General features: G+C 70.9%; 20 protein-coding genes. 13 read left to right on the top strand and 7 right to left on the bottom strand.

The genetic code is table 11. The features are described 5' to 3' along the window. The first annotated feature begins 69 nt into the window (after positions 1-69). Together AB0F17_RS02765 and AB0F17_RS02760 are read left to right on the top strand one after the other, a co-directional pair. Positions 70-537: a MarR family winged helix-turn-helix transcriptional regulator gene (locus AB0F17_RS02765; RefSeq protein WP_358015095.1), complete on the top strand. Its 468-nt coding sequence runs from the start codon at positions 70-72 to the stop codon at positions 535-537. After that, positions 534-881: a nuclear transport factor 2 family protein gene (locus AB0F17_RS02760; protein ID WP_358015091.1), complete on the top strand. Its 348-nt coding sequence runs from the start codon at positions 534-536 to the stop codon at positions 879-881. Before AB0F17_RS02765 ends, AB0F17_RS02760 begins: the two co-directional genes overlap by 4 nt. Before the next feature lie 63 nt (positions 882-944). On the opposite strand, the gene AB0F17_RS02755 is transcribed toward AB0F17_RS02760, so the two are convergent. Continuing rightward, positions 945-1,574, bottom strand: coding sequence for a DUF2218 domain-containing protein (locus tag AB0F17_RS02755; protein ID WP_358015088.1), 630 nt, complete (start codon positions 1,572-1,574; stop codon positions 945-947). A 114-nt stretch (positions 1,575-1,688) separates the two neighbouring features. On the opposite strand from AB0F17_RS02755, the gene AB0F17_RS02750 reads away from it, so the two are divergent. From AB0F17_RS02750 to AB0F17_RS02740, 3 genes are all read left to right on the top strand, one after another. After that, positions 1,689-2,264 carry a TetR/AcrR family transcriptional regulator gene (locus tag AB0F17_RS02750; RefSeq protein WP_358015085.1) on the top strand — a complete coding sequence of 192 codons (576 nt, stop codon included), beginning with the start codon at positions 1,689-1,691 and terminating at the stop codon, positions 2,262-2,264. 51 nt (positions 2,265-2,315) lie between these two features. Next, positions 2,316-2,729, top strand: a complete 414-nt coding sequence (locus AB0F17_RS02745; protein WP_358015082.1) for a hypothetical protein — start codon at positions 2,316-2,318, stop codon at positions 2,727-2,729. Positions 2,730-2,826: 97 nt separating this feature from the next. Beyond that, the gene (locus tag AB0F17_RS02740) at positions 2,827-4,242 is read left to right on the top strand and encodes an NAD(P)/FAD-dependent oxidoreductase (RefSeq protein WP_358015079.1); all 1,416 of its coding nucleotides are present in this window, start codon (positions 2,827-2,829) and stop codon (positions 4,240-4,242) included. A gap of 65 nt (positions 4,243-4,307) precedes the next feature. Here AB0F17_RS02740 and AB0F17_RS02735 read toward each other — a convergent pair whose 3' ends face one another. Both AB0F17_RS02735 and AB0F17_RS02730 read right to left on the bottom strand, forming a co-directional pair. After that, positions 4,308-5,324, bottom strand: a complete 1,017-nt coding sequence (locus AB0F17_RS02735; protein WP_358015076.1) for a hypothetical protein — start codon at positions 5,322-5,324, stop codon at positions 4,308-4,310. Positions 5,325-5,373: 49 nt separating this feature from the next. Next, positions 5,374-5,544, bottom strand: coding sequence for a hypothetical protein (locus AB0F17_RS02730; protein ID WP_358015073.1), 171 nt, complete (start codon positions 5,542-5,544; stop codon positions 5,374-5,376). On the opposite strand from AB0F17_RS02730, the gene AB0F17_RS02725 reads away from it, so the two are divergent. Beyond that, entirely contained in the window at positions 5,536-6,468 is a 933-nt protein-coding gene (locus AB0F17_RS02725) for an ABC transporter permease (protein WP_358015070.1), read from the top strand. The genes AB0F17_RS02730 and AB0F17_RS02725 overlap by 9 nt on opposite strands. A 198-nt stretch (positions 6,469-6,666) precedes the next feature. Here the strand turns inward: AB0F17_RS02725 and AB0F17_RS02720 are convergent, their stop codons facing one another. From AB0F17_RS02720 to AB0F17_RS02710, 3 genes are all read right to left on the bottom strand, one after another. Further along, positions 6,667-7,611, bottom strand: coding sequence for an acyl-CoA desaturase (locus tag AB0F17_RS02720; protein WP_358015665.1), 945 nt, complete (start codon positions 7,609-7,611; stop codon positions 6,667-6,669). A 528-nt stretch (positions 7,612-8,139) separates the two neighbouring features. Further along, positions 8,140-9,327: an acetate kinase gene (locus tag AB0F17_RS02715; protein ID WP_358015068.1), complete on the bottom strand. Its 1,188-nt coding sequence runs from the start codon at positions 9,325-9,327 to the stop codon at positions 8,140-8,142. Further along, positions 9,303-11,606 (bottom strand): phosphoketolase family protein, encoded by a 2,304-nt coding sequence (locus AB0F17_RS02710; protein WP_358015065.1) that lies wholly within the window; start codon positions 11,604-11,606, stop codon positions 9,303-9,305. Before AB0F17_RS02710 ends, AB0F17_RS02715 begins: the two co-directional genes overlap by 25 nt. Positions 11,607-11,714: 108 nt before the next feature. On the opposite strand from AB0F17_RS02710, the gene AB0F17_RS02705 reads away from it, so the two are divergent. From AB0F17_RS02705 to AB0F17_RS02675, 7 genes are all read left to right on the top strand, one after another. Then, positions 11,715-12,098, top strand: a complete 384-nt coding sequence (locus AB0F17_RS02705) for an ATP-binding protein (RefSeq protein ID WP_358015062.1) — start codon at positions 11,715-11,717, stop codon at positions 12,096-12,098. Positions 12,099-12,230: 132 nt separating this feature from the next. Beyond that, on the top strand, positions 12,231-14,114 hold the full coding sequence (locus AB0F17_RS02700) for a hypothetical protein (RefSeq protein WP_358015059.1): 1,884 nt from the start codon (positions 12,231-12,233) through the stop codon (positions 14,112-14,114). A gap of 160 nt (positions 14,115-14,274) precedes the next feature. Further along, entirely contained in the window at positions 14,275-15,981 is a 1,707-nt protein-coding gene (locus tag AB0F17_RS02695) for an IlvD/Edd family dehydratase (RefSeq protein WP_358015056.1), read from the top strand. A gap of 71 nt (positions 15,982-16,052) precedes the next feature. Beyond that, positions 16,053-17,684: a glucose-6-phosphate isomerase gene (gene pgi / locus AB0F17_RS02690; RefSeq protein ID WP_358015053.1), complete on the top strand. Its 1,632-nt coding sequence runs from the start codon at positions 16,053-16,055 to the stop codon at positions 17,682-17,684. A gap of 1 nt (position 17,685) precedes the next feature. After that, positions 17,686-19,059, top strand: coding sequence for a glucose-6-phosphate dehydrogenase (gene zwf / locus AB0F17_RS02685; protein WP_358015050.1), 1,374 nt, complete (start codon positions 17,686-17,688; stop codon positions 19,057-19,059). Positions 19,060-19,125: 66 nt separating this feature from the next. Further along, a complete protein-coding gene (locus AB0F17_RS02680; RefSeq protein WP_358015046.1) occupies positions 19,126-21,222 on the top strand; it encodes an alpha-galactosidase in 2,097 nt (698 codons plus the stop codon). Positions 21,223-21,246: 24 nt separating this feature from the next. Further along, on the top strand, positions 21,247-21,600 hold the full coding sequence (locus AB0F17_RS02675; protein WP_358015043.1) for a spore germination protein GerW family protein: 354 nt from the start codon (positions 21,247-21,249) through the stop codon (positions 21,598-21,600). A 20-nt stretch (positions 21,601-21,620) separates the two neighbouring features. Here the strand turns inward: AB0F17_RS02675 and AB0F17_RS02670 are convergent, their stop codons facing one another. Continuing rightward, the gene (locus tag AB0F17_RS02670) at positions 21,621-22,343 is read right to left on the bottom strand and encodes a VIT1/CCC1 transporter family protein (protein ID WP_358015040.1); all 723 of its coding nucleotides are present in this window, start codon (positions 22,341-22,343) and stop codon (positions 21,621-21,623) included. Positions 22,344-22,387 lie beyond the last annotated feature (44 nt).

Below are 22,387 nucleotides of genomic sequence, written 5' to 3'. Positions count from 1 at the left end.
TCTTGATGGCATCAAGAGTTGTTGGTAGAAAGAGTAGGAGTTATCGCTCCGACGGCAGAAAGATCAGGCGTGGAGACTTCTGAGGATCGGTTCTTCCGTGAGTTGGGCGGTGCCTGCGCCGAGATGCGCCAGGCGTTCGCGCGGCATGTGGGGATGAGTTCGTCCAGGCTCCAGCTGCTGATGCGGCTGTGGAGGAACGGGGAGACCAGTCACAGCGATCTGCGTCAGGCTCTGTCTCTCGACGGGGCGAGTGTCACCCGGCTGATCAAGGAGTTCGAGGCCGAGGGGATGGTCGGCCGGCGCATCGATCCGGCGGACAACCGTTACACCCTGGCCAGCCTGACATCCGCCGGCGAACGAGCGGCCGCCGACCTCGAGCGTTCTCATCAGGACTACCAGGTGCGGCTGCTCGACGGCATCTCCGCGCACGAGCGGGAGATCGTCCTGAGTGCCCTGGAGCGCCTGCGCGCCACCATGGCCGGCATCGACCCGGCCGGCGGGCCGACAGCCCGCTCTGAGACAGGAAAGAGCACATGATCGACGACGTAAGAGCCGTTGGGCGGCGCATGTACGAGGCGTTCAACACCCAGGACTTCGGGGCCGCCGAGGAGATCTTCTCGGCGGATTTCATCAGCCATCCGCTGGGCACCACCGGCGCCGGAAGCGTCACCCGAGCGTGGACACGGTTCCACGAGAGGTTCCCCGACGTCCAGGTGGTCGTCGAGGACATGCTCATCGACGGGGACAAGGTCGCCGTCCGCACGACCCTGCGCGGGATCCCGGCCGACGCCGTCGCGCAGGGTCCCCCGACGATGTTGGAGATCTTCCGGGTGCGAGACGGACGCATCGCCGAACTGTGGGGCGTGTCCACACTGAGGTGATCACCGGCCACCGCGCTCCGCAGGCTGACCGCCCCGATGGTGACCGCGTGACGTGGCCTCCCTTCAGTTGCCGTCGCGCGTCTTGGCGGCCTTGCGGCGCCGGAGGCCGAAGCGGGCCAGGGCGATGAACGCGACCTTCAGTACGACGAGCGCCACGACGACGTTGGCGGCCATGCCGGTCCACGCCGAGTTCGCCACGACGGTGCCGGCCAGCCCGACATGCAGGCCGATGATCACGACCACGGCCGCCGCGAGCAGGATCGCCTGGAGGTTGGCGCGCAGCGGGCCTCGCCGGCGTGTGGGTGTCGGCGCGCCGATCTCCGGAGCGGCGTCGGAGGTCTCGGGCCGATGCCAGGTCACGGTCAGCGGGTCGCGGCGGCTGAAGCGCTCGAAGTCCCGGCTGACGATGTCCTGGATCTGACGTAGGCCGTCTTCGTCGGCCGCCTCGACGAGCAGCGTAAGGGCGCCGGCCTCGGCGGCGAGCGTGCACCGGCCCCACGGGGTGAAGGTGACGGTCCCGTCGGTGTCGGACCATTCGGCGGTTACCTGCAACTCGCGGCGGTCCATCATGCCGCGCAGGTGCATGCGCGGCGTGTGGCCGCCGCCACGGCCCATGGCGGCGGCGTGCTTGCAGAACTGGACGAGATACCGGCCGGCACGCTCGGTCTCGATCTGGGCTTTCAGGGTCGGCATCTGATTCCTTCTGGTCGCCGGGGTGGCGTTCTGCCGACATCAGATTTATCGATACATCCTGTCTCTGTCAATGTCACTATGTATCGGACATTAACGGGATGTACGATCGACGGCGTGCCCAAGTTGTGGAACGAGACGATCGACAAGCATCGCGCCGCGGTGCGGGACGCGGCCTTGGACGCCATGGCCAAGCTGGTGGCGGAGCACGGGCTGGTCGCGTTGACGATGTCGCAGATCGCCGAGCGGGCCGGTATCGGCCGGGCGACGCTGTACAAGTACTTCCCCGACGCCCACGCCGTCCTCACCGCCTGGCACGAACGTCAGATCACCACGCACCTCGACCAGCTCGCCGCCGCCGCCGACCCCGCCGACCCGGCCCTCGTACGCCTGCGAGCCGTCCTGCGGACCTACGCGCGGATCCAGCACCACTCAGCGGCGGCCCACCACGGCGGCGAACTCGCCACACTGCTGCACCGCGACGAACACGTCGACCGGGCGCGGCGACGGCTACGCGACTTCATCCAAGACCTGCTCACCGAGGCCGCTCAGGCGGGTGACGTGCGCGACGACGTACCGGCCGATGAACTGGCCGACTACTGCCTGCACGCCCTCACGGCGGCCGGCGCCGCCCCCGGTCACGACGCGATGGGCCGCCTGGTCGCCGTCACCCTGGCCGGACTACGTCCGTGACCCCGAGCTGGGAGTCCGCATGAGAGGGCGGTGTGAGGGCAGCAGGACGAGGTGAACCCCGCACGGTACGACCCAGCGAACCTGGAACATCTCATCCGGCAAGAGTTAACGAACGCGGGATTCACCGTCGAGCCACCGAAGCCGTCCGGATCGAACGGGCCGTCCGGGACGCCGGGTGACGGCGGTCTCAGCCTCCGGCACGAGCCCGGTCGCGGTGTGGTCGTCTCGTGGGAGGCCTCTCCCGATCTCGCCAAAGCCGACACGGTGAAGTACGAGACCATCCGTACCGCCGTACAACTCGCCCTGCGCACGATCCTCGTACAGACCGGGTTCCGGGTGGTCGGCGACTTCGGCGGCAGCGAGATGCTCGTCATCGCCAACCCGCCCGGTACGGCGTCCGAGCAGAACTGGCCGCCCGGAGCGATACATGACCGGCAGCCCGGAGCGGTACCCGAGCAGAACTGAGCCGGGCCAACCTCCCTCAGCGACGTTCGAAGGGCACCGGTGGGAGACTGCTGGGAAGAGCCGCGACAGCGTGGCGGGCGTTATGGGAGAGGTAGGCATGACCGACGAGTTCGACGTCATAGTGATCGGCGCCGGTCCTGCCGGCGAGAACGCCGCTGCCAGAGCCGTGCGCGGCGGCCTGACCGCCGCCATCGTGGAGGACCGCCTGGCCGGCGGCGAATGCTCCTACTGGGCCTGCATCCCGAGCAAGGCCCTGCTGCGCCCGGTGGATCTGGCGGCCGAGGTGAGCCGGGTGCCGGGCCTGTCGCTCGGCCCGATCGAGGTGAGCGAGGTGCTCGCCCGGCGCGACGAGGCGGTGTCGCATTTCGACGACTCGGGGCAGGTCGGGTGGATCGAGGGCGTGCCCATCGAGTTCGTACGGGGCAGGGGGCGGCTCGACGGTGTCAAGCGGGTGCGGGTGACCATGCGAGACGGCGGCCCAGAACGCGTGCTGACCGCGCGGCACGCCGTCGTGCTGGCCACCGGCAGCACCGCCATGATCCCCCCGATTCCGGGGCTGGCCGAGGCGAAGCCCTGGACCAGCCACGAGGTCACGGCCACCAAGGCGGTGCCGGAGCGGCTGGTCGTGCTCGGTGGCGGAGTCGTCGCCTGTGAGATGGCGCAGGCCATGCACGGGCTCGGCGCGCGGCAGACCACGGTCGTGATACGCGGCGGGTCGCTGCTCTCCAAGCTGGAGCCGTTCGCCGGTGAGCTGCTGGCCGAGTCGTTCGCCGGCGCGGGGATCGACGTGCGGACCCACACGGGCGTCGTACGCGTCGAGCGGCCGGAGCCCGGCGGCAAGGTCACCGTGCACCTGTCCGAGGGCCCGCCGCTGGAGGCCGACGAACTGCTGGTGGCCACCGGCCGGGTGCCCGCCACCGCCGGCCTCGGGCTCGACACCGTCGGCCTGCCGGGCGGCCGCTCCGTCGAGGTCGACGACAGCATGCGGGCGACGGCCGTCGAGGGCGGCTGGCTGTACGCGGTCGGCGACGTCAACGGCCGCGCGCTGCTCACGCACATGGGCAAGTACCAGGCGCGGGCCTGCGGCGACGTCATCGCGGCGCGCGCCAAGGGCGGCGACGACACTCGCCCCGCGATGCGCGACATAGCGGACGGGTACGGGGCGCCGCAGGTGGTGTTCACGGACCCGCAGATCTGCGCGGTCGGCCGCACCGAGGCCGCCGCCCGCGAGGCCGGGTTCCCGGTGCGGGTGGTCGAATACGACCTGGGCAAGGTCTCGGGGGCCTACCTCCTGGGTGACGGCTACCGCGGCCGGGCCAAGGCGGTCGTGGACGAGGAGCGGCGGGTGCTGCTGGGCGTCACGCTGGCCGGCCCCGGCGCGGCGGAGCTGCTGCACGCGGCGACGATCGCGGTCACCGCCGAGGTGCCACTCGACCGGCTCTGGCACGCGGTCCCGTCCTTCCCCACGGTCAGTGAGATCTGGCTGCGCCTCCTGGAGGAGTACGGCCTCTGACGCGCGCACCACCATGCGGGCGACCGAGCCGGTGGCAGGCGGTCGCACGCTTCGGCTGGTGAGGTTCAGGCGGGTGCGAGGGTCTCGGCGGTGTGCCACAGGCCGGGCAGGGCGTCCAGTACGCGCTGCCCGCGCCGCCGCCGGTCCGCGAACGTCTCGGCGCCGAGATCCGCGAGCAACTCCCGGAACCCCTCCTCGTACGGCTCACCGGACACCCCCGCCAGTGACAGCTTCTTCAGGCACCGCGCGTACGTCGCCACCAGCCAGAAGACCGCCTCCCGAGGCGACCCGCGCGCGATGAGCTCCCGGCTGCCGTCGATCGACAGCGGCCGGGCCGCCTGGCTGATGTCCGACGAGAACGGGTACGACGGCACCCGGACGTCCTTGGCCGCGTCGAACACCTTCTCCAGCACCCCCAGGTGCCGCTCCACGCGCGCCGCCCCCATCCCCGCGCATCCGAGCAGCTCCAGCAGCGCCTCGTGGTGATCAAGCATCCCTCGTACGGCCAGCAGCTCCCGTACGGCCTCATACCGTCGGCGCACCGTGGGGTTCCGCAGCCCGGCGACGAGCAGCACATGGGTCGTGATCCCCGTGCCGAACAGCCATGACATCACCTGGTCGGCCGGCGGCGCCGCCTCGTCCATGGCGGCGATCGCGCGACGCACGCCGTCCATCGCGGCGCCACACCGCTGGAGCACCCGCCGCCGGTCGGCGAACTCGCGGGCCACCACCTCATGCAGAGCGGCCAGCCGCCCGCTCGGATCGGCCAGCACCCCGGGCAGGTGGAAGCTGCCCGCCAGGTGGTAGTCGCCCAGGACACCGTCCGCCGACGCCACCCGCTCGGCCGACATGAACGAAATTTCCAACAACACGCCGCTATATCGCATCTTGCCGGGCTTGACCGGCGGCTCCGCGACGTCCAGCACCACCATCACGTCCACATCGGAGCTGGCGGCCAGAACCGCGTCCTCCGGCGACCACAACACCGAGCCGGTCAGAAAGGCCCCACCGAACCCCGGCAGCCCGGCCCCGACCTCGGCCACCCACCGCCGCGCGACCTCCCTGGCCACCCCGACCCGCATCACCCGACCGCCTCTGCCGCCCGCCCGCGCCAACCTTACCGGCGGCCGGTCATCCGGCCACGATGAGGCGCTTCCGCTCCTTCTCCCGGGCGGTGACGGCGCTGTGCCGGACGGCGTACCGCAGCATGTGCGGCGCCATCAGCGAGGTCGCGAGGGCGGTCAGGATCACGACGCCGAACTGCCCACGACGGCGCCCGGGATGATCAGGCGGATGGCGCACGTCGAGTCCGTCGGGCACATCGGCCAGGTGAAGGACGTCAACGTCTACCGTCACCCCGACATCCCCTCCGTCGACACCAACGGCCTGTCGGTGAACGCGGCGAGCCTCGACATGCCGGCCACCCTGGGCGTCACCCTCGCGCGGGGCCGCTTCCTCAACGCCGCCACGGAGTCCCAGCCGGTCGTGGTGCTCGGCGCCGCCGCCGCGCGGTATCTGGGCATCGATCGCATCTGGCCGACCGAACGGATCTGGCTCAACCAGACCGGATCCGGCGGTCAGTGGTTCTACGTGGCCGGGGTCCTCAACTCCGCCGTGCTCACCCCGAGCATCGACGCCTCGGTGTTCGTCGGCTACCCGGTGGCGCAGCAGTATTTCGGCTTCGACGGCCATCCTTCCACCGTCTATCTCCGGGCCGAGACCATCCAGGTCACCTCGGTGTGGAGCAAGCTCGCCGGCACCGCCAACCCGCAGGCTCCGAACGAGGTCTCGGTCAGCCAGCCGTCGGCTGCCCTCGTCGCCCAGGCCGCGGCCGAGTCCGCGTTCAACGTCCTGTTCCTGGGTCTCGGCGCGGTCGCTCTGCTCGTCGGCGCCGTCGGGGTGGCCAACATCATGGTCATCTCGGTGCTCGAACGGCGGAGCGAGATCGGGCTGCGCCGGGCGCTGGGCGCCACCAAGGGCAGCATCCGCGCCCAGTTCCTGTCCGAGTCGGTCTTCCTCTCGCTGATCGGCGGGGTGGTCGGCATCGGTGCGGGGGTGATCGCCACCGCCGTGTACGCGACGACGCAGGACTGGGCCGTCGTCATCCCGGCGCTCGCCTGGAGCGGCGGGCTGGGGGTCACCGTCCTCATCGGCGCCGCCGCCGGGCTGCTGCCCGCGCTCCGCGCGGCCCGCATGGACCCCAGCAAGGCACTCCTGGTCGTCTGACCGCCGCGTACGTGTACGAGCGCGCCGTACACGACGGCACGGCGCTCTTCGTGGACGGCTTCTTCCACGAGCTCCGGCGCTACGGCGACGGGCCTTGAGAGCCGGACGCACGGTGAGCCCGCCCGGCGCTCGGGCGCCGGGCGGCGTCCGTACGGGCCGGGCGCTGCGAGAGGTGGCGGCGTCCGGCCCGCGCCTTCTTTAGGGGCGAGTCCGTAGAGACGCGCCGACCTCGTGGAGGTGCCGCATCGCCTGCCCCCAGGAGGCCAGCAGGCCGCACTCGACGTAGGCCACCCCCAGCGACTCGCAGTGCTCCCGCACCAGCGGTTGCGCCTTGCGCAGGTTGGGGGTCGGCATGCCGGGGAACAGGTGGTGCTCGATCTGGTAGTTGAGCCCGCCCAGCGCCGTGTTGACCACCCGGCCCCCGCGTACGTTGCGGGAGGTGATCACCTGACGGCGGAGGAAGTCCAGCTCGTCCTCGGCGGTGAGCACCGGCATGCCCTTGTGGTTGGGGGCGAACGTGCACCCCAGGTAAACGCCGAAACAAGCCTGGTGCACGACCAGGAACAGCAGCGCCTTCCCGAAAGGCAGGACCGCGAACACGCCACCCAGGTAGACGACGAAGTGCGCGAGCAGCAGCAACCCTTCGGCCGTCCGGTTCTTGAGTCCCTCGCGGCGCAGTCCCCGGACGCTGGAGATGTGCAGGTTGAGGCCCTCCAGGGTCAGCAACGGGAAGAACAGGAACGCCTGGTAGCGGCCGACGAGCCTCGGCAGTCCCCGGCTGGCCTCGGCCTGCTTCTCCGACCAGAGCAGGATGTCGGGCGCGACATCGGGGTCGTGGTCTTCGTGGTTGGGGTTGGTGTGATGGCGGGTGTGCTTGTCCTGCCACCACCCGTAGCTGAGCCCGATGCCGAGGTTGCCGACCAGCAGGCCCGCGATCGCGCTGTGGCGCCGGGACGGGAACACCTGCCCGTGGGCCAGGTCGTGCGCCAGCAGGGCCACCTGGCCGAACGTCGCCGCGAGGAACACCGCGACCAGAAGCTGCCACCAGGAGTCGCCTACCAGGGCGAACGCCACCCAGCCCGCCGCGAAGAGGCCTGTCACCACGCTGATCCGCGCGGCGTAGTAGACGGGTCGTCGTTCCATGAGGCCCGCCTGGGCGACCCGGCGTGACAGGCGGGCGAAGTCGCTCCCCCTCTCTTCCGAGGCCGTGGCGGCGCGAGTAGTGCTCACGTCAGTCACAGATTCTCCGATGCTCCAGACTCGATTGCTGATCGTTCACTATTAGCATTTCGGGATAACCGAGATCGCGAAGTCCTGCTGTCACCCGTCTTGGAGGTAGGGCTGGCCCTACCTCCGCGACTCGCCGAGGTCAGGAGATACGTTCCGCGGGACATGACGGGTTTGGGGCTCCAGGACTTCGGCGAGCGGGCCGGGATTTCCCGCCCACCTCGACGGTGCAGCCGTGCCCGATCAGCTGCTGGATGCGGCGGAACAGGTCATCGAGTGCGAGACAATCGAGCTGGCCGTCATAGGGGCGATCCAGCATCTGCCGCCGCGGCAGCGGGCGCTGCCGATCCTATGCGATCTGCTCGGCTGGTCCACGCAGGAGAGCGCCGAGTCGTTCGAGCCCACCGTCAAGAGCGTCCGGCCGTCCTCCGGCGGCGGAACAGATCACAGACGGATCAGTGCGAGCGCCTCGCGGGCGATCTCCCATTCCTCGTCCGTGGGCACGACCAGCACCGCCACCTCCGACTCCGGCGTGGACACCCACCGCTCGCCCGTCTCGGCGGCTTCGTTGCGCGTGGGGTCCAGGGTGATGCCGAGGCGATGCAGCCCGGCCAGCGCCGAGGCGCGGGTGGCCGGGTCGTGCTCGCCGACGCCGCCCGTGAACACGATCGCGTCCACCCGGCCGAGCAGCGCGTAGTAGGCCCCGATGTACTTCCTGATCCGGCGGCCGTAGATGTCCAGCGCGAGCCGCGCCCGCTCGTCGCCCTCGCCGGCGCGGTGCCGGGCCTCTCGCATGTCGCCGGTGCCGGCGAGCGCGAGCAGGCCGCTGCGGCGCGACAGGTCCTCCTCCGTCCGCGCGACGTCCATGCCGCCCGCGCGGGCCAGGTAGCCGGGCAGCGCGGGGTCCACGTCGCCGGACCGGGTGCCCATGACCAGCCCCTCCAGCGGCGTCAGCCCCATGGAGGTGTCGACGCTGCGGCCGCCCTCGATCGCGGTGGCGCTCGCGCCGTTGCCGAGGTGCAGCACGATCAGGTTCGTCCGCGCCGGATCGCGCTCCAGCAGCGCCGCCGCCCGCGCCGACACGTAGGCGCAGGAGGTGCCGTGGAAGCCGTACCGCCGCACGCCGAGCCGGTCACGCCAGTCGAGCGGGACGGCGTAGGTGTACGCCTCGGGCGGCAGCGTCCGGTGGAAGGCGGTGTCGAACACGGCCACCTGCGGCACCCCGGGAAAGGCCTCGCGGGCCACCCGGATGCCGGTGAGGTTCACCGGATTGTGCAGCGGCGCGAGCGGCGACAGGTCGCCGATGGCGCTGATCACGCCGTCGTCCACCAGGACCGCCTCCCGGAAACGGGTCCCTCCGTGCACCACCCGATGCCCCACCGCCACCGGATCGAGCGCGGGCCCCGCGTCGGCGAAGGCCGCCAGCATGGCGGCCAGCCCCTGCGCGTGATCGCCGAACCGCTCCTTCCGCTCGTACGGCGGGCCGTCCCCGGCGTGATGCGTCAGCCGCCCCTCCTCCTCGCCGATCCGCTCCACCAGCCCCCTGGCCGGGCGGGCCCGCGACTCCACGTCCACCAGCTCGTACTTGATGGAGGAGGAGCCGGTGTTCAGGACGAGAATCTGTCCGGCCATGTCCACTCCCGGATGTCGGGCGCGTCCTCGCCGTGCTCACGGGTGTGGGCACGGGCGCGCAGGCGCGTGTCCGTCATCGACTGGCGGAGGTGAGCCGCGCTGCTGCCGAGCCCCGGCACCCGGTCGATGACGTCCATGACCAGGTGGAAGCGGTCGATGTCGTTGAGCATGGCCATGTCGAAGGGCGTGGTGGTGGTGCCTTCCTCCTTGTAGCCGCGGACGTGCAGGTTGGCGTGGCCGTTGCGGCGGTAGGTGAGCCGGTGGATGAGGGAGGGGTAGCCGTGGAAGTTGAAGATGACCGGTTTGTCGGTGGTGAACAGGGCGTCGTATTCGGCGTCAGGCAGGCCGTGCGGGTGTTCTGACGGCGGTTGCAGGCGCATCAGGTCGACGACGTTGATGACGCGTACGCGTAGCTCGGGCAGGTGCTCGTGGAGCAGGGCGGCGGCGGCCAGGGTCTCCAGGGTGGGGACGTCGCCGGCGCAGGCGAGCACCACGTCGGGGTCGTCGCCCTGGTCGTTGGAGGCCCAGGGCAGGATACCGAGGCCGCGGGTGCAGTGGGCGACGGCCTGGTCCATGGTGAACAGGTCGAGCACCGGCTGTTTTCCGGCCACGATGACGTTGATGTAGTCGCGCGAGCGCAGGCAGTGGTCGCCGACCGACAGCAGCGTGTTGGCGTCCGGCGGCAGGTAGACGCGCACCACGGACGCCTTCTTGTTGACCACGACGTCCAGGAAGCCGGGGTCCTGGTGGGAGAAGCCGTTGTGGTCCTGCCGCCAGACGTGCGAGGACAGCAGGTAGTTCAGAGAGGCCACCGGCAGGCGCCAGGGGATCTTCTGGGCGGACTCCAGCCACTTGGCGTGCTGGTTGAACATGGCGTCGATGATGTGGATGAACGCCTCGTAGCAGTTGAACAGCCCGTGCCGGCCGGTCAGCAGGTAGCCCTCCAGCCAGCCCTGGCACAGGTGCTCGCTCAGCACTTCCATCACCCGGCCGCCGGGGGCCAGGTTCTCGTCGGTCGGTTCGAGGCGGGCGTTCCAGGCCCGGTCGGTGACCTCGAACACGGCCGACAGCCGGTTGGACGCGGTCTCGTCCGGCCCCATCAGGCGGAACGTACGCGGGTTGGCGACGATCACGTCGCGCAGCAGCCTGCCGAGCACCCGGGTGGGCTCGCTGAACTGGGTGGCGGGCGACTTGACGTCGATGGCCGACTCGCGGAAGTCGGGCAGCCGCAGCGGTTCGAGCAGTTCGCCGCCGTTGGTGTGCGGGTTGGCGCTCATCCTGCGGATGCCCGGCGGCACCGTCTCCAGGATCGACGCCACCGGGCGGCCGTCGCCGTCGAACAGCTCCCCGGGACGGTAGGAGCGCATCCACTCTTCCAGCATCGCCAGGTGCTCGGGGTTCTCCCGCACGTTGGCCAGCGGCACCTGGTGGGCCCGCCAGGTGCCCTCCACCGGCAGCCCGTCCACGACGCCGGGCCCGGTCCAGCCCTTCGGCGTGCGCAGGATGATCATGGGGAGCCGGTCGGAGCGGCCCTGCTGGTAGTCGGTGATCTGGTCGAAGACGGTGTCGAGCGTGTCGGCCATCTCCTGGTGGTCGGGGCCGACCAGGTGGGGGCGGTGGCCGTACCCCTCCATCAGGGCGATCAGGTCCTTCTCCGGGATCCTGGCCAGCACGGTCGGGTTGGCGATCTTGTAGCCGTTCAGGTGCAGGATCGGCAGCACCGCGCCGTCGCGGGCCGGGTCGAGGAGCTTGTTGGAGTGCCAGCTCGCGGCCAGGGGGCCGGTCTCGGCCTCGCCGTCGCCCACGACGCAGGCCACGACCAGGCCGGGGTTGTCGAAGGCGGCGCCGTAGGCGTGCGCGAGGGAGTAGCCCAGCTCGCCGCCCTCGTGGATGGAGCCGGGCGTCTCCGGGGCGACATGGCTCGGGATGCCGCCCGGGAAGGAGAACTGCCGGAACAGCCGCCGCATCCCGGCCGCGTCCTGAGAGACGTCCGGATAGCGCTCGGAGTAGGTGCCCTCCAGCCAGGCGTGCGCCACCGCGGCGGGACCGCCGTGGCCTGGGCCGGCGATGTAGATGAGGTCCTGGTCGCGTTCGCGGATGACCCGGTTCAGATGGGCGAAGCAGAAGTTCAGTCCAGGTGTGGTGCCCCAATGGCCCAGAAGACGGGGTTTGATGTGCTCTGGGGTCAATGGCGTCGTTAGTAGTGGATTGTCCAGCAGATATATCTGGCCCACCGACAGATAGTTCGCCGCGCGCCAGTAAGCGTCTATTCGGTCCATGTCTTTGCTGATTCCTCCAGAAACGCCGCTCAACCAGATTAGAAGTCGCTTCCTGTGGCAGAAGTGAGGTTGTGCCGGCGGACCGAGAGGTCAAGGGGGCTCCGCACGATGGACGCGTTCGCGATGGATTTCACCGAGAGCGACTTGGCGCGGGCGCGCCTGGCCGCGCTCAGGCTCGCGGACGAGCACGGCCTGCGCGGTGAACGTGCCGCCGACCTGGTGATCGTGGTGAACGAGGCGGTGGCCAACGTGCTCCTCCACGGAGGCGGCCGTGGGCGGCTCCGCCTGTGGCGCGAGGGCGTGACCCTGCTCTGCGAGGTCCGCGACTCCGGCCCCGGCCTGCCGTCCCGCTATCTCGCGAAGCCCGATCCGCCCGTGCCCGCGACGCCCGGCGGCTGGGGAATATGGGTGATGCGCCGCCTGGCCGACCGCGTGGCCATCACCACCGGACCGGGCGGCACCGCCGTACGGATCGCCATGAAAATCTCCTGAGCTAATTTAGTTGAATTTGATGTCACCTAGTTGAACCTCATTCGGTTAGCATCCGTCATAGCGATGGGGGGCCGCAGTCGCTGGAAGTACGCATGGAACGCGTGCTGCCACAACGGGGTGCGGAGGACGCCTATGGGCGGATCGCGGGGATTGGCCGTACACGACGGCATCGAGATGTCGTTGCTGTCAGGAGAGCACGCACTGTATGTGGAGGGCAGCCTGCGGGCGGCCCGCCGGTGGTTCGACGTCGCTTATCAGGAGGCCGAACAGCAGGGTGACACGGACGGAATGGCGCGGGCCGCGCTCGGGCTGGGCGGCCTGTGGGTGCACGAGCATCGGACCGCGGCCGAGGCGGCCGTGGTGCGCACCCGTCAGCGCCAGGCTCTGGCGCTGGTCGGACCAAAGTCCTCGCTGGCGTTACGGCTGCGGGTACGGCTGGCCGGCGAGGACGACTACCGCAGTGGCGGGTACGACAGGATCCTGGCCATGGTCGAGGAGGCCAGGCGGGCCGGCGACCCCGTCGCGCTGGCCGAGGCGCTGAGCCTGGCCCACCACTGCGTTCTGGGGCCCGAGCACGGCGCCTTACGCCTGGCGCTGGCCCAGGAGCTGATCGAGGAGGCGCAGAGGACCGGGCGCCGCGGCGATCTGCTGATGGGCCTGCTCTGGCGGACCGTGGACCTGGTGCTGGCCGCCGACCCGCACGCCGAGCGGGCGCTGGTGGAACTACGCGGGCTGCTGTCCAAGGAGGACCACCTGGCGGTCGGGTTCGTCGTGGACGCGATGGAGGTCATGCTCAGCATCAGGGGCGGCCGGCTGTCCGAGGCCGAGGCGATGGCCGGCACCTGCGCCGATCGGGGAGCGGCCGCAGGTGACATCGACAGCGCGGGCTGGTACGCGGGTCAGATCGCGGCCATCCGCTGGTTCCAGGGACGTGTCGCCGAACTCGTCCCGATGGTGACGGACATGGTCAACTCGCCGGATCTCAGTGAGGTGGACAGGTCGTTGCTGGCGGTGCTCGCGGTGTCCGCGGCCACCGCGGGGGAGCGGCGGCTGGCGGCGGGCGCGCTGGCCCGGCTGCGCGGTCAGGACCTCACGGTGCTGCCGCGCTCCAGTACCTGGCTCATCTCGATGTACGGCGGGATCGAGGCGGCGTACCTGCTCGGCGACGCCGCCACGGCGGCCGAGATCTACGACGTGCTCCGCCCCTTCGAGCGGCTGCCCGTCGTCGTCAGCCTGGGTGTCACCTGCCTCGGCTCGGTTCACCATCCTCTCGGCGTGGCCATGCTGACCTGCGGCGAGACCGACAAGGCGATCGCCCACCTGCGGGCCGCCGTGCACGAGAACCTCGCGCTGGGGCACTGGCCCGCCGTCGCGCTCTCCCGCCTGCGGCTCGGCCAGGCCCTGCGCGGGACCGAGGAGTCGCGCAGGATCCTGGCGCTGGCCCGGCAGGAGGCCGCGTCGATGGGCATGGCGCTGCCCGCCGACTGTCCGATGCCACCGGCGGAGGTCGTCTGCGTACGGCGCGGCCGCAAGTGGCGGATCGAGCTGGACGGCCGGTCCGTGCTCGTCGAGCACGTCGTCGGGATGGCCCACCTGGCGACCCTGCTGGCCAACCCCGGTCGCGAGATCCCGGCCGTGGACCTGGCCGCGGGCGCGGCGGCGAGCGACGCCGCCGAGTCCGCCCAGCCGGTGCTGGACGAGCAGGCCAGGCAGACCTACAAGCGGCGGCTGGCCGGGCTGCAGGCCGAGATCGACGAACTGGAGGCGATGAACGATCTGCAGCGGGCCGCCACGCTGCGGGCCGAGCGCGACTGGCTGATCGACGAGCTGGCCGCCGCCACCGGGCTGGCCGGGCGGGCGCGCCAGTTCGCGGGCAGCGAGGAGCGGGCCAGGATCGCCGTGGGCAAGGCCATCAGGCGGGCCCTGGTGCGCATCGGCGAGGCCGATCCGGTCATCGAGGAGCGGCTGCGCGCCGCCGTACAGACGGGGGTGCGATGTAGCTATCACCCGGCGTGAATGGAACGGGATGGAACAGGATGGAACGCCTTTAGAGATGTATCCACCCTGGATCGTGATCTCACGCTCCGGCGGCCGGTGAGATCACGCCCCCGGCGGCCCGTGCCCCTGCACGGGCCGCCGGTTTCATGGTCAAATGGCGGGATGCCAGGATGAGGGCATGTCGCTCCGCAGCTCGCGCTGGTACTCGGGCAATGACCGCAACTCCTATATCCATCGCGCCTGGATGCGCCGCGGCCTGCCGGACGCCGCGTTCGACGGGGACCGTCCGCACATCGCGATCGCGAACACCGCCTCCGACCTCACCCCGTGCAACTCCCACCTCGACGAGGTGGCCGACAGCGTCAAACAGGGTGTGTGGGCGGCCGGTGGCGTCCCGCTCAACCTGCCCGTCGTCTCCCTCGGCGAGACGAACGTCCGGCCCACCGCGATGCTCTGGCGCAACCTGGCCGCCATGGCCACCGAGGAGATGCTGCGCGCCAACCCGATCGACGGCGTTGTCCTGCTCGGCGGCTGCGACAAGACCATCCCGGCGCTGCTGATGGCCGCCGCCTCGGTGGACCTGCCCGCCGTGGTGGTGCCCGGCGGCCCGATGCTGACCGGCCACTTCCGCGGCGTCCCCCTCGGCTGCGGCACCGACGTGTGGCGGCTCAGCGAGGAGGTACGCGCGGGGACGCTCTCCGGCGAGGCGTTCCTGCGCTCGGAGTCGTCGATGATCCGCAGCCGCGGCCACTGCAACACGATGGGCACCGCCTCCACCATGGCCTGCATGGCCGAGGCCCTCGGCATGACGCTCCCCGGCACGGCGGGCACGCCCGCCCCCGACAGCAGGCTGCTCGAACGCGCCCACGAGACCGGCGGCCTCGCAGTCGAGCTGGTGAAGGAGGAGCGCCGGCCGAGCCAGGTGATGACCAGGGGATCGTTCCTCAACGCGATCGTGACGCTGGCCGCGATCGGCGGCTCCACGAACGCCGTCGTGCACCTGCTGGCCATCGCCGGGCGCCTCGGCGTCGAGCTGGAGCTGGACGACTTCGACCGGACCGGCCGCGGGGTGCCGCTGCTGGCCGACCTCCAGCCCGCGGGGCGGCACCTGATGGACGACCTGTTCAGGGCGGGCGGGCTGGCGGCCGTACTGAAGGAGGTCGAGGACCTGCTCGACCCGGCGGCGCTGACCGTCAGCGGCCGGCCGCTCGTGACGCACCTCGCTGGCGCGGAGATCTGGGACGAGACCGTCATCCGCCGGCGCGCCGACCCGCTGCTGCCCGATGCCGGGATCGCGGTGCTGCGCGGCAACCTCGCGCCGGACGGCGCGGTGATCAAGCCCGCCGCCGCCTCGCCCGAACTGCTGAGCCACCGCGGCCGGGCGGTCGTGTTCGACAGCGTCGAGGACCTCAAGGCCCGGCTCGACTCGCCGGACCTGGACGTCGACGAGACGTCGGTGCTGGTGCTGCGCGGCTGCGGGCCCAAGGGCTACCCGGGCATGCCCGAGGTCGGCAACCTGCCGCTGCCCGCGAAACTGCTGGCCAAGGGCGTGCGCGACATGGTCCGCATCAGCGACGCCCGGATGAGCGGCACCGCGTACGGCACGGTCGTGCTGCACACCGCGCCGGAGGCGGCGGCCGGCGGGCCGCTCGCCCGGGTGCGGACCGGCGACCCGATCGTCCTCGACGTCGCGGCCAGGCGCCTCGACGTGGACATCCCCGCCGCCGAGCTGGCCGCCAGGGAGCCGGTCGTGAACGGATACGCGGCGCCCCCGCGCGGCTGGGAGCGCCTGTACATCGACCACGTCATGCAGGCCGACAAGGGCGTCGACCTGGACTTCCTCACAGGTTCGAGTGGGGACGCCGTGGGCAGGGAATCCCACTGACCTGGAGTCCCGCGCGATATCTTCCCGGGTACGGGACTAATGTGATCGGCTTGACGGCATCAGGAGGAAGAGTGGGCGGCGACATCACCCAGAGCCAGGAGTGGGCGGCACTGGACAAGCACCACGGGGAGCTGGCGGGCAAGCATTTGCGCGAGCTGTTCGCGGAGGATCCCGGCCGCGCCGAGCGGATGACGCTGACCGCCGGTGATCTCTACCTCGACTACGCCAAGCATCGCGCCACGGACGAGACGATCGACCTCCTCGTCCAGTTGGCGGAGCGAGCCGGGCTGCGCGACCGGATCGACGCGATGTTCCGGGGCGAGCACATCAACGTCAGCGAGGACCGGGCCGTCCTGCACACCGCACTGCGCATGGGCCGGGACGCCAAGCTGGAGGTCGACGGCCAGGACGTCGTCGCCGACGTGCACGCCGTGCTCGACAAGATGAGCGCCTTCGCCGACCGGGTCCGCTCGCGGGACTGGACGGGCGCCACCGGCCGGCCGATCACCACCGTGGTCAACATCGGCATCGGCGGCTCCGACCTCGGCCCGGCCATGGCTTATGAGGCGCTGCGCGACTACGCCGACGCCGGCATCGCGGCCAGGTTCGTGTCCAACATCGACCCGGCCGACATCGCCGGCAACCTGGCCGGGCTGGACCCGGCGAGCACGCTGTTCGTGGTCAGCTCCAAGACATTCACCACCCTGGAGACGCTCACCAACGCCAAGGTCGCCCGCCAGTGGCTGGTCGGCGCGCTCGGCGAGGACGCCGTGTCCCAGCACTTCGTGGCCGTCTCGACCAACGCCGAGAAGGTCGCCGGCTTCGGCATCGACACCGCGAACATGTTCGGCTTCTGGGACTGGGTCGGCGGGCGCTACTCCTACGACGGCGCCATCGGCCTGTCGCTGATGATCGCGATCGGGCCCGAGCGGTTCCGCGAGATGCTCGCCGGGTTCCACAGCATGGACCAGCACTTCCGCACCGCGCCGTTCAAGGCCAACATGCCGGTGCTGCTCGGGCTGCTCGGTGTCTGGTACACCGACTTCTTCGGCGCCCAGACCCGGGCCGTCCTGCCCTACAGCCAGCGGCTGCACCGCTTCCCCGCCTACCTGCAGCAGCTCACCATGGAGTCCAACGGCAAGTCCGTCCGCGCCGACGGCACGCCCGTCACGACCGACACGGGCGAGATCTTCTGGGGCGAGCCGGGCACCAACGGCCAGCACGCCTTCTACCAGCTGCTGCACCAGGGCACCCGGCTGGTGCCCGCCGACTTCATCGGGTTCGCCGAGCCGTACGAGGACCGGGAGGGCATGCACGACCTGCTCACCGCGAACCTGCTCGCGCAGACCTCGGCGCTGGCGTTCGGCAAGACGGCCGAGGAGATCGCCGGCGAGGGCACGCCCGCCGAGGTCGTGCCGCACAAGGTGATGCCCGGCAACCGGCCCACCTCCACGATCCTGGCCACCAAGCTCACCCCCTCCACGCTCGGCCAGCTCGTCGCGTTGTACGAGCACATGACGTTCGTCGAGGGCACCATCTGGGGCATCGACTCCTTCGACCAGTGGGGCGTCGAGCTGGGCAAGAAGATGGCGCTCGACCTGGCGCCCGCGCTCACCTCGGAGGAACCGCCGGGCGACTTCCCGGACGCCTCCACCGAACGGCTCGTCCGGCGCTACCGCGAGCTGCGCGGAAGGCGCGTCTGAGGTGAAGGTGATCAAGGGCGCGGGTGCGCTCGTCCTGTTCGGCATCACCGGCGACCTCGCGCGCAAGATGCTCCTGCCCGCCCTCTACCAGCTCACCGCCAGAGGCGAGCTCGATCTGCCGATCATCGGGGTGGCCAAGACCGACCTGGACCTCGACGGGCTGCGCGAGCACGCCCGCGCGGCGTGCGGCGGCGCGCGCGACGCGGCGTTCGAGAAGCTGGCGGGCAACCTGCGGCTGGTGGCGGGCGACTACCGCGACTCCGCCACGTTCGCCCGGCTGCGCGAGGAGGTGGCGGGCAAGGGGTTCCTGGTCCACTACCTGGCGGTGCCGCCCGCGTTCTTCACGGCCGTGGCCGAGGGCCTGGCCGGGGAGGGCCTCAACAGAGACGCCAGGCTCGTCGTGGAGAAGCCGTTCGGCAGCGACCTGGAGTCGGCCCGGGCGCTCAACGCCGAGCTGCTGAAGTATTTCGACGAGGACCACCTGCGCCGGGTCGACCACTTCCTGGGCAAGGAGCCGGTCGAGGACCTCATGGTGTTCAGGTTCGCCAACATGCTGCTCGAACCCATCTGGAACCGCAACTACATCCGCAGCATCCAGATCACCATGGCCGAGGACTTCGACGTGGCCGACCGGGGCGCCTTCTACGACGCCAACGGCGCGATCCGCGACGTCGTCCAGAACCACCTGATGCAACTCCTCGCCATCCTGGCCATGGACCCGCCGCCGTCCAAGGACGCCCGCGCCCAGTTGGACGAGAAGTGGCGGGTGCTGCGCGCCGTCCAGGCCGTCACGCCCGCCGACGTGGTCCGCGGCCAGTACGAGGGCTACCTCGACACCAAGGGCGTCAAGAAGGACTCGACGACCGAGACGTTCGTCGCGCTGCGCGCCTACATCGACAACTGGCGGTGGGCCGGGGTGCCGTTCTGCATCCGCTCCGGCAAGGCGCTGCCGGTGACCGACCTGGAGATCGTCGCCGAGCTGCGCAAGCCGCCGGTCACGCTGTTCGAGGACGACCCGCACCTGAGCCCCAACCTGGTCAGGTTCCGGCTGCAGCCGGACGCCGGGGTGACGTTCGACGTGCTGGCCAAGGAGCCCGGCCAGCAACGGACCCGGGTGGTGCCGGTGAGCGTCGACTTCACCAAGGTGTTCGGGCCGCTGGAGGCCGCCTACCAGCGGATCCTGACCGACGCGGTGAGTGGCGATCCCCGGCGGTTCGCCCGGTTCGACCTGGTGGAGGAGTCGTGGCGGATCGTCCAGCCGATCCTCGACCTGCCGGACCGGCCGCTGCCGTACCCGAAGGGCAGCTGGGGGCCCAAGGAGGCCGAGAAGATCGCGCCCGGCGGGTGGCACGAGATCTCGACCTCCTTCGACTGATCCCGCGCGGGCCGGGACCGGTGGGTGGCATTGACGGCGGGGCCGATAGGTCCGACGATCACAGGCATGCCCCTCATCCCTGTTCCGGCCCACGAGCACACTTGGGCGGCACTCACCCGTAATACCTCCTATGTCTTCGGCGTCGAATCCGGCGAGGACACCCGCGTCGTGCAGTGGTACTGGGGGCCGCGGCTACCCGCCGCGGCCTTCGGCCAGGTCGCCGAGCATGTCCCCGGCTGGATCGTCACCGGCTTCCTCGACCCCGACGACGCGTCGGAGCTGCTGCCCGTCGACGGCGGCCGGCGCTGGGGCGTGCCCTCGCTCCAGGCCGTCTACGAGGGCGAGATCCGCTCCGTCGAGCTCGGCTTCGACGACGCCGTCCTCGGGGAGAACGAGATGGAGGTGGTCCTGCGCGACCACGCCTACGGCCTCCGGGTGGGCCTGCACGTGCGGGTCCACGACGACTGCGACGTCGTCGAGCGCTGGGTGAGCGTCACCAACGAGTCGGCGGCGCCCGTACGCCTGCGCCGGCTCGACTCGGGCAGCTGGGTGATCCCCGAACAGGCGGGCTTCCGCTACACCGGCGCCGCCGGCGGATGGGGCCGCGAGACGCACCTCCAGAGCGGCGAGCTGCCGGCGGGGGAGACCACGTTCGGCAGCAGGACCGGCACCACCTCGCACAAGGCCAACCCGTGGATCATGCTCGGCGACGCCACCGAGGACACCGGCGACCTCTGGAGCATCGCGCTCGCCTGGAGCGGCTCGTGGCGGCTCACCACGCAGCGCCGCCCCGAAGGCGACGTGGCGGTGAGCGCCGGATTCGGCCACGAGGGCCTCACCTGGCCGCTCGGCCCCGGCGCGTCGCTGCGCACCCCGTCCGCGCTCGGCCTGCACACGGCCGGCGGGTACGGCGCCGCCAGCCGGGCCTGGCACGACTACGCCCGCAAGCACGTCCTGCCCACGCCCGGCGAGGAACGGCCCGTCCTGTACAACTCGTGGGAGGCCACCGGGTTCGACGTCACCGAGCTGGGCCAGCTCGATCTGGCCCAGCGCGCCGCCGATCTCGGCGTGGAGCTGTTCGTGGTGGACGACGGCTGGTTCGGCGCCCGCACCGACGACACGCGCGGGCTCGGCGACTGGTGGCCCAACCCCGAGCGCTTCCCGGACGGCCTGCGCCCCCTCTTCCAGGGCGTGCACGACCTCGGCCTGCGCGCCGGGCTCTGGGTCGAGCCCGAGATGGTCAACCCCGACAGCGACCTGTACCGGAAGAACCCCGACTGGGTGCTGCACTACCCGGAACGCCGCCGCGACACCATGCGCAACCAGCTCGTGCTCAACTACGCCCGCGACGACGTACGTCAGTGGGCGCTCGGCTGGCTCGACCAGCTCGTCCGCGAGTACGGCCTGGACTACCTCAAGTGGGACATGAACCGCAGCTTCAGCCAGGCGGGCTGGGCCGAGGGCGGCGACCTGCTCTGGATCGAGCACACCCGAGGCGTCTACGCGATCATGGACGAGCTGCGCAGGCGCCATCCGGGGCTCCGGATCGAATCCTGCTCGGGCGGTGGCGGCCGGGCCGACTTCGGCATGCTGCACCGTACGGACCAGGTGTGGACCTCCGACAACACCGACGCCCGCGACCGGCAGGTGATCCAGCGGGGCTTCTCCTACCTCTACCCGGCGAGCGCCATGTCGTGCTGGGTGACCGACAGCCCCAACCCGATCACCCACCGGGAGGTGCCGCTGCGCTACCGCTTCCACGTGGCCATGGCGGGCACGCTCGGCGTCGGCGGCGACCTCACCCGATGGAGCGCCGCGGAGCTCGACGAGGCCAGGCGGCTCATCGCCGACTACAAGGCGGTCCGGCCGGTGATCCAGCACGGAACGCTGCACCGGCTGGCCGGGACGCCGGGCGAGAGCGCCTCCGCCGTCCAGTACACGCTCGGCGACCAGGTGGTCGTGCTCGCCTACAACCCGTTCGCGCTGGACAAGCAGCCGCCCCGGCGGCTGCGGCTGGCCGGGCTCGACCCGTCGGCCGTCTACGCGGGCTCCGACGGCTCCTGGCACGGGGCCACGCTGATGCACCACGGGCTCACCCTGTCCACGTGGTTCCACTCCGGCCCCGACTATCGCAGCGAGATGGTGGTGCTGCGCCGGGTCTAGGGCCAGCATGTGGGAATGAACTTCATGGAATTAGTGGAGCGCTCGAAGGACGCCGTGACCGTCAAGCGGGTCTTCGGCGACCCGATCCAACAGGGAGACGTCACGGTCATCCCCGTCGCCCGGATCGTCCAGGGCGGTGGCGGCGGCATGGGCAGACAGGAGGCCTCCTCGGGGCCGGACGCCATGCCCGGCGGCGAAGGCAGCGGTGGCGGATTCGGCTATGGCGCCATCCCCGCCGGGGTGTACGTGGTCAAGGACGGCGACGTCCGCTGGCAGCCGGCGGTCGACGTCACTCGCATCGTCATCGGCGGCCAGATCGTGGCCGTCGTGCTGCTGCTGACCATCCGGGCGATCCTCAAGAAAAGCCGCAAGCGCTGATCTTCGGTCGTCGGGGCCGCTTATGAGACGGTGACGCCGAGCAGGTGGCCCAGGCCGAACGTCACGGCGGCGGCCCCGACGCCCAGCGCGAGCTGGCGCAGGCCGCCCAGCCACCACGGGCGGGCCGTCATCCGCGCCACCGCCGCACCGAACCCGAACAGCGCCACCAGGCTCAGCACCAGCGCCACCGCCAACCCCGACGCCCCGAACAGGAACGGCACCAGCGGCACCAGCGCCCCGGCCGCGAACGCGCCGAACGACGACCCGGCCGCGACGTACGGCGACGGCAGGTCGTCGGGATCGACGCCCAGCTCTTCACGCACATGCACGCGCAACGCCTGCTCGGGGTCGGCCGACAGCCCCGCCGCCACCCGCCCCGCCAGCTCGGCGTCCAGCCCGCGGGCCCGGTAGATCGCGGTCAGCTCCGCCAGCTCCCCCCCGGGGTCGCGGGCCAGCTCACGACGCTCCACGGCGATCTCGGCCCGCATCAGCTCCGTCTGCGACTTCACGGACGTGTACTCGCCGGCGGCCATCGAACACGCCCCCGCGATCAACCCGGCGCACCCGGCGAGCACCGCGCCCCGTCCCGCGCCCGCCGCCCCAACAACTCCGGCGATCAATGCGAAATTGGACACGAGTCCGTCCATCGCCCCGAACACCGCCGGCCGCAGCCAGCCGCCGGTCACGTCTCGGTGGCTGTGGTGCCTCTCGGGAGAGTACGGCCGGTCGAGCTCGATGGTCATGAAAGTCCTCCGCTTCAATAACGCCTTAGTACGAAATTTAGGCA

The sequence above is a fragment of the Nonomuraea sp. NPDC026600 genome (assembly GCF_040638335.1).
GTDB lineage: Bacteria > Actinomycetota > Actinomycetes > Streptosporangiales > Streptosporangiaceae > Nonomuraea.
This window is presented reverse-complemented; position numbering and strand designations above follow the sequence as displayed.

Excerpts from the sequence above, each read along its gene's own strand:
- AB0F17_RS02705 (WP_358015062.1), top strand. The coding sequence starts at position 11,715 with ATGGACGCGTTCGCGATGGATTTCACCGAGAGCGACTTGGCGCGGGCG.
- AB0F17_RS02680 (WP_358015046.1), top strand. The coding sequence starts at position 19,126 with ATGCCCCTCATCCCTGTTCCGGCCCACGAGCACACTTGGGCGGCACTC.
- AB0F17_RS02720 (WP_358015665.1), bottom strand. The coding sequence starts at position 7,611 with ATGGAACGACGACCCGTCTACTACGCCGCGCGGATCAGCGTGGTGACA.
- AB0F17_RS02695 (WP_358015056.1), top strand. The coding sequence starts at position 14,275 with ATGTCGCTCCGCAGCTCGCGCTGGTACTCGGGCAATGACCGCAACTCC.
- AB0F17_RS02670 (WP_358015040.1), bottom strand. The coding sequence starts at position 22,343 with ATGACCATCGAGCTCGACCGGCCGTACTCTCCCGAGAGGCACCACAGC.
- AB0F17_RS02715 (WP_358015068.1), bottom strand. The coding sequence starts at position 9,327 with ATGGCCGGACAGATTCTCGTCCTGAACACCGGCTCCTCCTCCATCAAG.
- AB0F17_RS02675 (WP_358015043.1), top strand. The coding sequence starts at position 21,247 with ATGGAATTAGTGGAGCGCTCGAAGGACGCCGTGACCGTCAAGCGGGTC.
- AB0F17_RS02710 (WP_358015065.1), bottom strand. The coding sequence starts at position 11,606 with ATGGACCGAATAGACGCTTACTGGCGCGCGGCGAACTATCTGTCGGTG.
- AB0F17_RS02725 (WP_358015070.1), top strand. The coding sequence starts at position 5,536 with ATGGCGCACGTCGAGTCCGTCGGGCACATCGGCCAGGTGAAGGACGTC.
- AB0F17_RS02755 (WP_358015088.1), bottom strand. The coding sequence starts at position 1,574 with ATGCCGACCCTGAAAGCCCAGATCGAGACCGAGCGTGCCGGCCGGTAT.
- AB0F17_RS02700 (WP_358015059.1), top strand. The coding sequence starts at position 12,231 with ATGGGCGGATCGCGGGGATTGGCCGTACACGACGGCATCGAGATGTCG.
- AB0F17_RS02760 (WP_358015091.1), top strand. The coding sequence starts at position 534 with ATGATCGACGACGTAAGAGCCGTTGGGCGGCGCATGTACGAGGCGTTC.
- AB0F17_RS02740 (WP_358015079.1), top strand. The coding sequence starts at position 2,827 with ATGACCGACGAGTTCGACGTCATAGTGATCGGCGCCGGTCCTGCCGGC.
- AB0F17_RS02735 (WP_358015076.1), bottom strand. The coding sequence starts at position 5,324 with ATGCGGGTCGGGGTGGCCAGGGAGGTCGCGCGGCGGTGGGTGGCCGAG.